This is a genomic window from Desulfopila aestuarii DSM 18488 (genome assembly GCF_900143695.1).
GTDB lineage: Bacteria > Desulfobacterota > Desulfobulbia > Desulfobulbales > Desulfocapsaceae > Desulfopila > Desulfopila aestuarii.
Genome location: NZ_FRFE01000011.1, coordinates 71,117 through 86,274, shown reverse-complemented (window position 1 = coordinate 86,274; position 15,158 = coordinate 71,117). Strand labels below are relative to the sequence as shown.

Annotated in this window: 9 protein-coding genes; all 9 read right to left on the bottom strand. The window is 49.1% G+C overall.

Annotation, left to right across the window (positions count from 1 at the left end):
- Positions 1 to 328: 328 nt before the first annotated feature.
- On the bottom strand, positions 329 to 1,165 hold the full coding sequence (locus tag BUF15_RS12305) for an HDOD domain-containing protein (protein ID WP_073613790.1): 837 nt from the start codon (positions 1,163 to 1,165) through the stop codon (positions 329 to 331).
- Positions 1,162 to 3,039 (bottom strand): GspE/PulE family protein, encoded by a 1,878-nt coding sequence (locus tag BUF15_RS12300; RefSeq protein WP_073613789.1) that lies wholly within the window; start codon positions 3,037 to 3,039, stop codon positions 1,162 to 1,164. Before BUF15_RS12300 ends, BUF15_RS12305 begins: the two co-directional genes overlap by 4 nt.
- Positions 3,040 to 3,130: 91 nt before the next feature.
- Entirely contained in the window at positions 3,131 to 4,924 is a 1,794-nt protein-coding gene (locus BUF15_RS12295) for a DnaB-like helicase C-terminal domain-containing protein (RefSeq protein WP_073613788.1), read from the bottom strand.
- Positions 4,925 to 4,996: 72 nt separating this feature from the next.
- Positions 4,997 to 8,353: a cyclic nucleotide-binding domain-containing protein gene (locus BUF15_RS12290; RefSeq protein ID WP_073613787.1), complete on the bottom strand. Its 3,357-nt coding sequence runs from the start codon at positions 8,351 to 8,353 to the stop codon at positions 4,997 to 4,999.
- 620 nt (positions 8,354 to 8,973) lie between these two features.
- On the bottom strand, positions 8,974 to 9,579 hold the full coding sequence (locus BUF15_RS12285; RefSeq protein ID WP_234981167.1) for a Maf family protein: 606 nt from the start codon (positions 9,577 to 9,579) through the stop codon (positions 8,974 to 8,976).
- Between the two features lie 166 nt (positions 9,580 to 9,745).
- Positions 9,746 to 10,498: an enoyl-[acyl-carrier-protein] reductase FabL gene (gene fabL, locus BUF15_RS12280; protein WP_073613785.1), complete on the bottom strand. Its 753-nt coding sequence runs from the start codon at positions 10,496 to 10,498 to the stop codon at positions 9,746 to 9,748.
- A 92-nt stretch (positions 10,499 to 10,590) separates the two neighbouring features.
- On the bottom strand, positions 10,591 to 11,529 hold the full coding sequence (locus BUF15_RS12275) for a DUF362 domain-containing protein (RefSeq protein WP_073613784.1): 939 nt from the start codon (positions 11,527 to 11,529) through the stop codon (positions 10,591 to 10,593).
- Positions 11,530 to 11,982: 453 nt separating this feature from the next.
- A complete protein-coding gene (locus tag BUF15_RS12270; RefSeq protein ID WP_073613783.1) occupies positions 11,983 to 13,164 on the bottom strand; it encodes a phosphoglycerate dehydrogenase in 1,182 nt (393 codons plus the stop codon).
- Positions 13,165 to 13,276: 112 nt separating this feature from the next.
- On the bottom strand, positions 13,277 to 15,040 hold the full coding sequence (locus BUF15_RS12265; protein ID WP_073613782.1) for a B12-binding domain-containing radical SAM protein: 1,764 nt from the start codon (positions 15,038 to 15,040) through the stop codon (positions 13,277 to 13,279).
- Positions 15,041 to 15,158: the final 118 nt, after the last annotated feature.

Genomic DNA, 15,158 nt, shown 5'->3' with positions numbered 1-15,158 from the left:
TCAGGCAACAAAGACGAGTTAAAACATTCAGAAATGGCTCAAACAGTACTCAGAAATAGCAAATAGTCCTAACACATGAACTCTATCAAAAGATAATCAGAAAAGTCCAATCGTTTTTGATGAATAACTAGGCATTTATCCTACATAATTGAGATTTACCATAGATGTAATGGCACAAAGAAGTAGTAATACCGGGTGATCCAGATGCTCTACATAAAAGTAGCAAAAGAAGATCGCGATGAAAAAAAATAGCACCTTGAAAACACCATTCCTATTGCAGGAAAGATGGGAAAATATACAGCTTAATTTATATGGAAAAATAGATTATTCAGCGCGTCAGAGCAGTGGTGTCTTCCAGCATGATCTCCAGTTCAGCTAGATCAATCTCGGTGATTTCCAGAAGGTTTGCCTCAGGTGTGGCCGCCAGGTTGATATCAGTGAGCGAACACATACCGATACCTAGTTTGTGACAGGCCATATCTGCCAGACGAACAATAATAAGCAGGGTGTTTTTGGCATCGACGTTTGGCTCATGATGATCCCGAACAACGACACAGTACTCCTCTGGCATATTCCAATGTTGCATGAGGCTATAGCCCTGACGGGTGTGCAGGGTGTTGATCACCTCCAGCAGAAGGGCGTTGGTCATCTTACCGGATGTACGCAACTTGGCCTGCTCAACTGCGACCAGTAAAAACAGCTTCCCGATATCGTGGAACAAACCACTAAAAAAAGCCTGCCCAGCCAATTCGGTAAACTCACACCGCCGGGCAAGCCAGTTGGCAGCAAGCGCGTTGCCGGCGGAATGTTGCCAAATCTTTTTCAACATCAAAGACAGCTCTTTATCAACAATACGAAACTGGGTCTTTGATGCGGCCAATAACACAATTTTACCCACCTCCCGCATTCCCAACCGGATCATAGCAGCCTTTACCGTCCGCACTTCCACCAATCCACGGTAAAAGGCAGAATTTGCTAATTTCAACACTTCACTTGCCAAAGTCTGATCACGGATAATCAGCTTTTCCACCACTCCCATATCCGGTTCTTTCTTGACCAGTTCCTGCTGTACCCGCATGGCAGTCGGGTTGAAGACCGGTAACGTCAGTTTTCCAGACTCGATAAAGCGTTCAATATCATCAATAAAAGAATTTACATCGCTCATTTTACGGTTCCACACAAACGCTGAATGACATGAAGAGGGCGAGGGGGCATAAGTTTTGGCAGGCAGCGCAGCAACTCCTCTATTGTAGTTATACCCGCCGCGGCCTTGACCAGCCCATCTTCCAATAATGTGACCAATCCCGCATGTTGTACTCCGATCTGCCGGATTTCAAAACTGGTTTTTTTGTCAAGTATGGCATCCCGAACAAGCTCATCAAGGACAAGCAATTCGAAAACCCCAACCCTGCCTCTATAACCAGTCTGCCGACACTCACTGCAGCCGCGCCCCTTCATGAATTTACCATCGGCAATGTCGGCGAACTCACACCCCAGTCGCTGCAATTGGGTTGGTGTAATCTTGACCGGTGCGGCGCATGCCGGGCAAATCCTTCGAAGCAAACGCTGGGCCAGAACACTGACCACGGTCGAAGATACCAAAAAAGGCGCGATATCCATATTCAACAAGCGAATAAGGCCACCGATGGAATCCTCTGTATGGAATGTGCTCAGCACCTTGTGACCGGTAAGCGCAGCCTGCATAGCCATATCGGCAGAAAATTTATCACGGATCTCGCCGATCATGATAATGTCTGGATCCTGTCGAACGATATGACGAAGCGTCTCCTCAAAAGTGAGGTCAATTGCCGGGTCAATGGAGCACTGGGCCACCCCCTCCATCACATATTCCACAGGTTCCTCAGCAGTAATAATACTGATCTGCGGATTGTTCACATGGTTAATGCAGCTGTAGACAGTTGAAGTCTTACCTGAGCCTGTTGGCCCAGTGACCAGCAACACACCGCTTGGCTGATAGACCGCCTCCTCAAGGAAACGATGGATCATCCTGGACGACATACCGATTGAATAGATATCCAACAGCTCCTGTTTCTGCTTGAGAAGCCGGAGAACAATCTTCTCGCCATGAATCGTCACATAGAAGGAAACGCGCAGATCAACCTGGCCCTCTTTATAGTCGAAGAGAATTCGGCCACCCTGATGGCGTCGTCTTTCCGCAATATCCGCCTTGCACATTATCTTCAGCCGGCTGCTGAGCGCGGGGGCAATATCCTTGGGGAAATCCTGATGATGAGCCAAGACGCCATCGAGGCGGAAACGGACGCGTATCACATCTGCCATCGGCTCGATGTGGATATCACTGGCATCGTTCTGAATGGCTGCCAGGATAATGGAATTAACCACTCCAACAACGGTCTTATTATCAACGTTTATCGCCTTCCCACCCGCCTCATTCTCCATGATCTTAAGCGTGTCGAGAAGTGCTTTCTGATCACTGACAGCAGGAATGATCTGGGCACCGAACAGTTTTCTGGCGACAGCAATCGCCTCATGGTCAGTAGGATCGTAAAAGGCGACAATAGTAGCGCCATCCTTATTTTTGAGCGGCAGGAAATTATGTTTTTTAAGAAGCTTAGTGGACACCCGTGAGGTGAGGTCACGATCGATGGCAGCAAGAGTCGGCTGGACTACCGGGTATCCGAGCTGGATCGACAGGATCCTGTTAAACAACCGACTGTCAATAAAGTTATATTTTACCAGAATTTCGCCAATTCGAAGCGAAGTATCCGTTTCCTTCTGAACATTGAACGCAGCCTGGAGATCATCCGGTGCCAAATAGCCCAGCTCAACCAGCAACTCGCCGATCCGCACAGTCGACTTGGTTTTCTGTATGGTTTCCCGTACCGTATCATCAGTGATCAATTTAAGATCTTTCAAGATGTTCAGAAGCGGCTGTGGTGTCGCCAACTTCTCACGAATACGCTCGGCGTACCGCACATCCTTCTCGCTGACCTTTCCCGAGTCCAGCAAAAGGGAAACGATCTCACCATATTTTTTTTTCGTGGTTTCGTTTGTCATCACATGGTTGTTGAAGGAAGATATTTCAAGCCTGCGACAGGAGCTGAGCTCCGATCATTTCATTTACGGCTACAGTTTTTGCGGATCAGGCCTACAAAGTAGGCTCAACATCTTTTTCCACAAAACCCCAGAACGGATAATCGAGCTCGTAACTTGCAACTGGTCCAGGGCTGTGTTCTCGTGAAGCAACTACCCAGAGTGTGGCAGATCGCTTATCTCCGTCGCCATTCTGCTTTTGAACTGTTTTCGGAAAAAGGACCATAGCATTGTCAGCACTGTATTCGATATCTCCAGAGCCCTTGAATACCCCAAGATGCGGCTCTTCAGAATAAGCTTTTTCAGTGCCGCGCGACAACTCGGAAATCACCAGAAACGAGACCTGCAACTCATCGCGAATCGACTCAAGATGACGGAGCCAGGCATCGATGCCTGTGCGCCGTTCGTTAAAATCCTTGAACGGCAGCTTATGTAGGCTGTCAATAACCACAACAGCATATTTGCTGCGGGTCTCATGGCGGATGAAGTCGATATGTCTACGCATCAGTTCGGGAGTGAGTTTACGATCATTCACTACCCGCAAAACATTCAGCATCCGACGTAGCTTCGCTGCAGCATCATCAAAACGCTGACGCTCAGTTCCCTGAAGCTTGCCTTCGACCAGTTGCCGAATCTCGAGACGAGAGAGCCGACTGAGGATGCGCTGATAGATCTGCTGTCGGCCATTTTCAAAATCATAATACAGTACTGGAATTCCCTGTTCAGCCATCTGGCTGGCTACCTGAATGGCAAATGCCGACTTTCCGACTTTAGGGGCGCCACCAATTACATTGAGACCATGCAATCCTTCAAGCGCTCCATCGAGGCGGGAAAAACCGGTCTGGATAGAGGTGTAGGCCCCCTCTCCCCGTCCAGCCAACTGCTGGAGGAATCGTGCATATTCGCGCTCTGGGCCGGCAAAAGGAGAAAAAGCGTTGGCACGCCGGATCATTTCCGTTACAGCCTGCCGGAAGTTTTTCCCTTTCTCCCGCGCCAGGTCAGCGAGACTATAGTTCCGTGGAGTACCAGGGGCCCAAACGAGCAGTCTGACCTTGTAACCGATTCGAGCAGCAAGTTCACGAGCAGCAGCATCTGCCTCGCCACTGTGAACGGTGACCAGGAAGATGGTACGAATAGCGTTAAACTGTTCGGGATCAATATTCTCAAACGCCTGGTGGTGTGGTACGGCAACACCAGGATAACCCTGCTGTCTGATAGTCAGGAAATTATCTTCACCCTCACAGAGAAAAAGCGTTCCATCAGCGCATCGCTCAATATCCTGAACATTGAAAATCCTGAACGGATCGTTAGAAAAGCGATCATCGCCTTGCCAGAAATAGTCTTCAGGCCGCTCGGGAAAAACGCAGCGCAGCGAATAGCAGTTGCCATCGGCCTGGATATAGGGATACGTGATATAGCGACCGTTATATCCAACCTGCAACTCCGAAAGAAGTTCAGGTTGAACCCCCATCTCCCGATATCTCGTGAGAATCTCATCTGAGAGCCGGTCATGGCAAGACCGCATTTCTCCATTTATGTTGGCTACAGGGTAATCGGGCAGTTGCCGTAATGGATCACGATCAGGATCATAGCCGGGAACAGCATCCGGAGCCAGCCCTATCAGATGTGCAAACCAGAGAGGAAAACCACCAGGTACACAGCGACTGAGACAACGAAAATAGCCATGAAAATAAGCTCCCGGGTTTATGATGACCACGAGCTTTCCGGCTTTTTCGCCCTCTTGGGTTCGGCAGAAAGGGCACTCAGCGGTGAGCACCCCCTTGTCCTGCCGGCCATTCTCCAGGTGGTCGAAATAAAAGCGCGAAACTGCGTCTTCAGAAGAATTCATGATCCGGATCAATTTATCGGCGCATCAACAGCGCATAGAGAGCAAAAAGATTCAGTCTTGGTTGCACTACCATTACAACAACCGCATAATCTTCTGCATTTGACTGCTGTCGAGGACCGTATCGAATTCGACATGAACAGAATATTCGTATTCCATGGCATGTTGTGCCCGGACGGCCACGATCACACCAGAAAACGAGATCGCCCTCCCGTCGGGTTCCTCAACCGGCAAAGCGATTTTGAGACTTCTGCCGAGCAACAGCCGGGCATTTTCCCGCTTGGAAATACGCATAAAAAACGAACCGCCGCCTCGTGAAAGATCGGCCAGGTCTGCTTTGGTAGTCACGCCGCCCTGTCCTGCACTGTTCAATAACGTTACCGCAAGCCGCAAGGGTGGTGTCGGGTAGCGAGGGTAGCGCCGACGATCATTTTCTGCCTTGCTGAATACCTTGTCAACACTCTCAAATTTCAGGCAGAAGTCATGAAGTTTCGACTCCAGGGCCGGATATGATTCGCTCCATTCCTGCATATTTTCAAATTTGAGGATTGACACATCAACCTGACCGAGGGCTGCTGCCGAAATGGTCCAGACAGACGCGTCAAAAAAAGAGCCTATACCAAGTATCTGCCCCCCCTGCAGGGTTGCAGCCAGCATCTCGCGATCCTTATCCCGGAAAAAGAGTTTAACCTTGCCCGTGTTGATAAAAAAGAGTGCGTTCTGAGTCGCGCCTTTCTTTATAATCACCTCTTCATCGCTAAACTGCTTATGTTGCAACGCATGATAAAAAGCGCTGAACTCTTCAGTCGTCAGCACATCAAACAGCCCCGACCATATCTCAAGATGTCCCTTGTCCACCGCCGAGTGTTTTTCCTCTTCAATAATTTCCGCTGCCCGAATGATGTCAGTCAAGGCAGAAGAGTCAATCTCAATCAGCCATTCACGCAACTGTTCAGCCTGTGTGAATCTTCGTAACCGTGAAACCTTCGTAATCAGCTCGAGAAGATGGGCCCGGGCAAGATCTTTATCGTCATTTGCCACCAGTTCGCGAATCGTCTTTTCTTCGGTGAGCCCTGTAATGTTTCTGCGCTCGGGTTCCCCGCCCTTTACCGGGATCCCCTTAGTTAATAAACTTTTTTTTCGCAGCTGCCCAGCTTTGGCCTTCAACTGCCGTTCATCCTGCTGCGCTTCATAAACCTGGTTGAGAGCCTCTTCCGCAGTCTTCCAAACCTTAGCCCCGATCTTACGGGTTGCCCGATCGCCTTTTTGGTCAAGAAAACCCTGTAGGATCCTCTCAGCTTGCGGATATGGGCAACGAGCAATGGCAAGACAGACACTGGACAGCAAGGTGTCACGAAAGTCATCGGAATAGAACCGGTGCTCGTCAAGCACCTGGCGGAGTCCCTCGGCTACTTCACTGTCGCCAAGAGGCACCAGGGCGCGGACAACCTGTAACTTCATGGTCTCCCCGCTTTCATTCAGCGCCCGGAGCAAAGCGTCTCTACGCTTTTCACCGCTCATTTTATAGAGGCAGATGAACGCCTCCCGCTGAACCCGCAGATCATCATGCTGCAAAAAGGGGTAGACCATTTCGAGGTAATCAGCCGAGCCTGTCTCACCAAGTAACTTCAGAAGGTTTCGTTTACCGTACCACGGCATCGGCTCTGCCAGTTTTTCAGCAAGTATTGCCGGCAGAAACTGCTCCCCATATGTCAGGAGATCGATGATTTTTAACCGGTCATTCGTTTCATCGGCTCGAACAAGGCTGTCCACCAGAAAACGCGTGGCGATCGGGCCCTGGAGGATGAGCCTGCGGCTGAGCACTTCATCATTCGGTGATTCGAGGCATTGATCAAGCAGCTGCCGCATCAACGTCCGGTCAAGTCCTTTATCCTGAGCGCGGCCAATGATGGCCCTGACCGGACCCGGTCGCCGCAAGGCGCCAGAACGTATCTGGTAAAACATACTGAGGATCTCGTCCCCGACCTGAAATTCTTGTCTTTTCCAGGATTCCGCCATCAGCCAATGGAGAGCCAGGCTAACCTTTTCATAGATAATATCACCGTTTTCAGATGTTTTCAGCCAATGGAAAAGCGGCTCGAAAATCATTTTCAGCAGATCATAGCGCTTCCCTTCTGTGAGGTTCTCGGCAACCTGGGCCAGACTTTTCATTGCCCGATCCCTCGTTGGACCATCGCCATCCAAGTAGTAGCCAGAAAGCTTTGAGAAGATAACCTTGATCTCTCGATCCATCTCCTCGGCCTCCATTTTCCTCACTACAAAGGGCAGATGGGTGTGTATCTCCTCACTTTGCAGAACCTCGTCATTTCCCTGCAGCAGCGACTTTATCCCTGCCTCTACCCGCCGGGATCGCCGAGCCTTTTCCCCGGCCTCGATAATAGATTTAGCCTTTTCCTGCCCGAGGAACTGTTTTCCCCGAGGAGTGACCAAAAGCCGGTCGGTTGCATCGATCACGAATTGCAATTGCTTGGAATCGCGGGTCTGGGTAACTCGCAACTGTGTGGCAGCCTGTCGGAGATCCCGGATAACGGAGCCGAAAAGCTCCAACGGGATCTGCTGCTCCAGCGCCCGGAGAAGCATCGAGGCTGTTTCGCCCTGGGAATACTGGCACATGAGCAGAACAATCGCTGGCTGTTCTGCTGTCTTCAGGAGGATGGTGGCTGTCTCGGCAACGAGTTCTCTTGCCTGGCCTGCGTCAATCAGTTTACCGCAGTTCTCCATGATCAGCTGGAACGGTTGAGAAACGACGAACAATTTTTTCTGGACCATCCCTTCAAGCACACCCAGCACCGCTGCCGCCAATATCGGGGCACCGGTTGCCGGAATTGCCAAGACCGACTTCAGCTCTGAAATGACAGCAAAACGATTTTCCCGCCCATGGAGAACGTCGAGATATTCACGCCGAACCTCATGTCTTTCAATTTCCGCTATTGCCGCAGGTCCATCTGTTTTCTCCTCGGCTTCTTCACTCTTTTCGGCATTGGGGTCGGCAAAATACTTATTCAGACCCAGACGGGTAATATAGGCCCAGCCGCCATCTTCCTGTTTGATCTGATCGACCTTGGCACTGAAGATTTCAAGAATCCTTTTAAAGCCAGTCCGATCCAGTCCGGCAGTGATGCTCAGCCTATCGGTCTGCAGCAGATTCAAGTGCCGAAAAACTATGAGATTGGAAATCGACTGAACAACCTGCGGATCGAGGACTTCACCGCATAGCTCCGGTTCATTACCGCGGAGGGCAATGGTAAAAGCACCATATTGTCGCAGAAACTGCTTCACGCTTTTATAGCCACGTTCAACCGCGTTGGCTATCTGCGGTGCATTAGGAGGGTACAACCGAATGGTAACAACGGTATTATTGAAGGTCTTCAGGGTGTTAAGACATTCTTGCTGGCGGATTGCCTCTGTCATTTATGGGCTCCTGCTTAAGGACGCAAACATCTGGCGTTTTCAGTCGTATGCCGGAAGCAGCATTTCCGGTCAACTCGCCTCCCCCTCCACGATCGTTTGGAATAACGAAAAGACCAACACACAGTCAAAAAATTCGCCGATCGAGGTAACACAATACATCACTACTATTTGCAGGCCGCAGTTTTGCACAGTTTTCTCCGCCAAGAGCCGCATGAAAAAAATAGGTGCTCCAAACAGCGATAGTTTCGCTTAACTGCCAGAACTGCCATTTTCATCCTGAAAGCCAGCAGACGCCTGACGGCCACATCAAGGATTTACAAAATATACTACTGAATATTTGATATAATTCCAAGGCATCTCAACAATATTCGCTCAAACACCCAAATGTAATTGGCGTTTTATCCCTTAAAATAGAATGGCAGCTCCATGCTGCCATTCAGCAATCCGACAAAAGAGAAGCAGTTCCTGCTGTTTTTTGGCTCATCTTTGATAAATATTAATTGAATTCAAAGAGATTGAGAAAAATTGTTACACTCAACATACGAAAATGTCAACACACAGCGCTGAGCTTCATTTTTTAACAAAGAATGCCATTCCACTTCTATTTCGGGCAAATTCTCCTATTTTGTGCCTCGGACTGGAATGATAACTCCCTGTTGGGTCAAAAAAGCAACCACCTCAACAAGTGGTAGCCCCACGACGTTAGTGTAGGATCCGGCCACATGCTCCACCAGAAAAGCGCCCTTTCCCTGTATTCCATAACCACCAGCTTTGTCGAGGGATTCGCCTTCACAGACATACGCTCTGGCAACCGCTTCATCAAAATCGGCAAATCGAACCTCTGTGGCAACAGAATGAACGATTTGCACACCTTCCGCTTCGGAAAGAAGACATATTCCGGAGCGAACCAGATGAACCCGACCGGCCAACGATAGGAGCATTACCACAGCCTCTTCGTCATCCGCCGGTTTTCCAAGAATAGTATCCCCAATGCAAACAGCTGTGTCGGCCGCAAGTACATAGTGCTGGGAAAAACGGTTTTTCACCGCCAGAGCTTTTTCCAGGGCCATCCTCTCAACATAGTGCTGCGGGTTTTCACCTGGCAGAGGCGTTTCATCAATATCCCTGGCCCAGATCGTAACGTTGAGTCCGAGATCATCGAGAAAAGCTTTTCTTCTTGGAGAATTGGAAGCAAGAACCAGGGGCTTAAGGGTGTGATACATCATGGCAGGAAGAGGACAAAGAGGTAAGAGAAATCAACCCAAGGGCTGAACATACCAGCCATTGGGTTGGTCGTGATGATGGTACGGACTAACACTCAACAAAGAGATATAAATACCTTTCATGCAGATTCTTTTCTTGCGCAAAAACACGAAATCAATCTGTAAGGTATTACCCACGAATGGCGTAACCGCCGTCGACGGTGATTACCTGGCCCTGAATCATGGTAGCAAGATCACTGCATAGAAAAAGAGCAATATTGGCAACATCTTCAGGTGTAGTCAGCCGCCCAAGCGGAGTTCTAGAGAGTGCGGTTTCCAGAATCTGATCTCGGTTGGGAAAATGTTTGAGGGCATCTGTATCCACTGCGCCAGCGCTGATGGTATTAACCATGATCCCCTTGGGCCCAAGTTCGACAGCGAGATGCCGCACCAGAGATTCCAGTGCCGCCTTGGACGCACCCACAGTGGTGTAATTTTCTATAGCCCGAACCGAACCAAGACTGGATACCGCCATCACCCGACTACCGGACTGCATCATCCGCACTCCATGCTGAACAAGAGATAGAAGAGCCCGGGCGTTGATATCCATTGCCCAGTTCCAGTGCCTCTCCGTTAACTCCATGGCCGGCTTTAATACCCCCGAGGCGGCATTGGAAACAAGAAAATCAAGTCGCCCGAAACGATTTTCCAGCTCACCAAACATTGCATGTACGTCTTCTTCTTTTGCAACATTCGCCTTCACCACCAGACAACTGGCTCCAGCCTTTTCAACCAGAGCTGCTGTATCTTCGGCATCTTTTTTGTGACGAACATAGTTGACCACCACATCAACTCCGTTCTCAGCAAGTCGCAGGGCGATAGCCCGGCCAATACCGCGAGATCCGCCAGTAATAAGAGCAACCTTTCCACGTAAATTAAACATATGGATCTATCCTTTATGATCTACTTACAATATATGATTCATTACAATTGTACTTTATAGTGAGTTTGACAAAATCCGCCATTCCATCATATTCAGGGCCGAAAGGCAAGCTTCAATCTTCGCATACCACCCAACAATAGCCGTAATAGACTGAAACGAACGGGGTTCAAGCCTTGCGGCAAAAGGAAACCTGAGCCGTGAAACTGACTGGGGACATCCAGCGGATAGAGTAGTTTTTCCGACTGGGCGCCTTTGTGTTGCTGACCGTATGCCGCCTGCCAAAGGGGACTGTGAGATTTCGGCACACCAAGAAGTTCGAGCATCGCGGTATCAAGCGCCACTGGACATTGAGCGCCACCAATACAGCCAAGCATAAGTTTCTCACCGTCTAATGGCCCGGAACGATGCATGACTTCGATTCCATCCACCAGCGAAAGATGGGGTGTCACGAGATCTGGGAGTGCCAGCAATATGTCGGCAAACTCTCGGTGTGATTTGCCATGACGCATATGGAGCATCGCCTTACGCATGCCAACGACGATACCGAAAAAATTCTTCACCGCGCAGGTGATATACATCTGGTTATGAGCCTTTAGTCGAGGAAGATTCACCAACAGATCGCATTCCAGTGCTTCGGCAGCGATTTCAATCGTCACGCCACCAGCAACAGTTCGACGCACGGGGCTCTTGAAGTGAATCTGGCGAAACGGCAGGCCATTAAGAGCTGCGGTCATACCGTGTTTCTCCATCACCGATTCGGTGGTACCGAACGCCGGCGAATCTCCAATCAAAATCCTTGCACCCTGCTCATAGAACCAGCGCGCAACTGCTGCGAGAAAAAGTGGGCTTGTACAGGCTATTGCCGGCCCTCGACTACTGATCAGATTGGGTTTTAATAAAATGGTCCGACCATGAAACGTATCCGGCAGATCGAGACAAGACATCACCGCCTGCAGACGCTCTTCAAGCAATAACGACTCGTAGCCCACACATCTTGTTAACAAAACTGTTTGTTGTATTTTTGAAGTCATACAATCTGATAATATATCTGCAAAAACAATTGGATGTGTACAATCTCATCCAAAGGTTGCATCATTCACGAAAAAGCCAATCTGACTTGACAGGTAAAACAATTACACTACCAGAAAAGAGTCAAATCTACGGTGAATTGCGAAAAAAAGCCTGAAATAAGAAAAACCGACCGGGCGGGGGAGCCGGGTCGGTTTTTCTCAGGAGAAAGGAGAGAAGAGATAAAAGCATAATACTTATTGCATCTCCTGTGCCATTTGTATCTGATTCAGCCCAATGCCTGTTTTCTTTATATGTTAGCAGATAATCCGGTAATCGAAAGAGGTTCCAGCTCACGAAAAATATACAATTTTTTGTACAAATACACCCTTTTCAGTAAAATTTCTCAATCAATACCCAAAATCGCGCCCCTGAGCGTAATGTTTTTTATACCCGACCCCTACATCGGCCAAATCTCAGCGAAACCGTATTATTCTTGTTCTGGTAACATCTTGATTTTTTTCTATTTCACTAACAATATCTTCCGGTATCTCTGTCTCCACATCAATGATATTGTACCCTACTGTTCCATTTGATCTATTCAAGTAGCTGGCAATATTGAGATGTTTATTGCCAAAAACGTTGGAGATGAAGGCGATCATTCCAGGAACATCACGGTTAATAACGATAAGGCGCGAATGCACCGCATCGGTCGGTGTCGATTCAATATTGGGAAAGTTGACGCTGTGCACTACGTTGCCATATTTAAGGTAGGCCGCAAGTTCTCGGACCGCCATGCAGGCGCAATTTTCTTCGGATTCGCTGGTGGAAGCACCAAGATGGGGAGTGGTCAACACCTTCTCATGGCCCACATTCTGCGATGTGGGAAAATCAGTGAGATACGCCTCCAGCCATCCATTGTCCAAGGCCTCGATCACCGCCTGTTCATCCACAATCTGTTCACGTGAATAATTGACCAGCATTGCCCCGCGCTTGAACTTCGCAAGAAATTCACCATTCACCAAGTTTCTGGTCTTGTCGTTTAAGGGGAGATGGATCGAGACGATGTCGGCATCCCCCACACAATCTTTCAACGAGCGGCAGATTTTCACCTCCGGCGACAGCTGATGAATATTATCAATCGCCGGAGAAGGATCATAGCCTTTCACCTTCATGTGCCTCTGAATACCGCCGTTTGCCAACCTCATCCCAATCTGCCCCAGGCCAACCACCCCCAGAGTTTTGCCGGCAATTTCCTCACCCTTAAAGGCCGATTTACGTTTTTCCACCACAGGCCCAACTTCATCAGCTGCCAACTCTGCCAGCGATTCACAGAAGCGGATCCCCTTATAGATATTACGTTTCCACACCCCAATCATTGGGAAAACAAGATCCACCACCGCATTGGCGTTGGCACCTGGGGTATTGAAAACACAGATACCCTTTTCCGTTGCCCGACCCACATTGATGTTGTTCACCCCTGCGCCTGCCCGAGCCACAGCCTGCAATGAAGGATAATCGTCCACGTTCACCGGTGAACTGCGCACCAATATGCCATGGGGATCCGGATCAATGTCGGACACAGCAAATTCATCGGAAAAGAACTGCAACCCCTCGGCAGCAATAGCATTAATTTTACGTATTCGATACGTAGTCATCACAATCCTCGACTGGTGGTGATAAATGGGTAAACTGCTCGTAAAAAACAGATGCAAAAATGAGATAATTCTCCGCTAAACGGTTGGTAGTATATGTCGTTTCCGAATCAAATCAATCTGTTTGTCCATTTCCGACTTCGCCAACAACGAAAACCCTGTTGTGGGCATGGATGGTTTTCTCCCGCTCCTGAACAACAGCAACGCGGACAGCAGCGTTACCACTGCCAGGCAAACCAAGAAATGTGGTAACCTCTCCTGACAATTTGAGAAAGACAGAACGCTTGAAGAACTGGTTTCGGCTTTGGGTGGTATACATATCGGTGAGCTCCTCAGGCAGCGACTGATACAGGATATCTCGCGACATCTCCATTGACTCCTCCCCGGCAACGTGTTCCAGACAGGAGGGCAGCTTACGAAAACCGCATCTCAACCAATCGTAGCGTAGCAGTTCGCATATACGAGAACAGTCCGATCGCTCCGAAGCAACCTTGACCAGGATCTCACATAGCAACTCCTGTGTGGCCGCACGCTGAAGAAGTCCGACCTTCCCTCCTTCCTGCAGCAGCAGTTGGAAAAAGGAAAAAATATCGCCCCCCTGGTGTCGCAGATAACGCCACAGCGAGACGAAATAACGGTTGTTATGAAATTTTTCAACGCATTCACAGAACCAGTAGAGCACACTCATCTGCGAACAGTTCAGCCAATTGTTGGCAAAAACCGGATACGGAGGGTGTACGCTATGCACATACCCGTACTCATTCGCCCCATGGCAAATCGGGGTATCTGGAAGTATTTTCAATAATCCCATCTGAATATAATGGGCACCCATAGCAAACACCGCCCGAAAAGAGTCAGCGAAGCTCTCCCTGGTCTCATAAGGCAGGCCGAGAATGAGATCAACATGGAGGTGGATGGTTTCAAGCGACTCTATCTTTTCGATGATTGGTCCCACCCTACCAATATCCATGCGTCGGTTTATCGCCTCAAGTGTCCCTGGGTTGGTTGACTGAATGCCGATCTCGAACTGGAAACGGTTCGGCCCGACCGTTTCCAGAAATTCAAACATCTCTTGAGTGAAGCGGTCGGGAGCGATTTCAAAATGAAAGAGAGTGTCGCAGTCGCACGATAAAAGAAATTTCCAGATAGCCAGTGCCCGTTCCGGCAGATCGTTAAAGGTCCTGTCGACAAACCGGACCACCCTGGGATTATAACTCAGGATATGTTCCAGTTCGGCTTGAACCTGCTCTATATCTTTATGATACAGCCCCCGTTCAGTAGCTGACAGGCAGTAGGTACAGCTGTAGGGACAGCCGCGAGAACTCTCATAATAGATGTGACGGTTTTTGAGCGGGCCGGCAAAGTCTTCATCACGGAAAGGGTAGCCCAAAACTTTGTCCTGCAATTTCAGAAAACGCCCCTGATATGTATCCTGCAGTTGCCCTGAGATCAGATCCCGATAGAATTGAGAGTCGACGGCCTCGATATCGCCAATCACCATTGAACAACATTTCAACGGCAGCTTATCACGTAGCACCCCGGCTTCCGGTCCGCCTACCACAATCCGGCAATCCGGCAGACATGCCCGTACATCTGCTGCCAGTTCCGCTATCTTGTTACTGTTCCAGATTGCAGCGGAAAAAAAGACCCCGAAAGGTTCATCAGCCGTTATCCGCAACAGACTTTCATAACTATTATCATTGATGGTGAGCTGAAGTATCTCCACCTCCATTTCGGGTAGATGGACGGCCAATTCATTTCGGATATAAAATAGCGCAAGACAGGAGTGGGTGTACCTGGCATTCAGCGCCACAAGTTTTATTCGGGGCCGTGAGATAGTCGCAGGAGTTTTTTCCTGGCGTGAAGAGGTCTCTGTCATTACTTTGTTACGAATTGTATTTGAGATTTTACTCTTGAGAAAACGGCAATTACCGGACTATCTCCGATATTCTGCTTCCTCATTTTCAATATTTTTTTATTGCAAACGGTTACTGTTG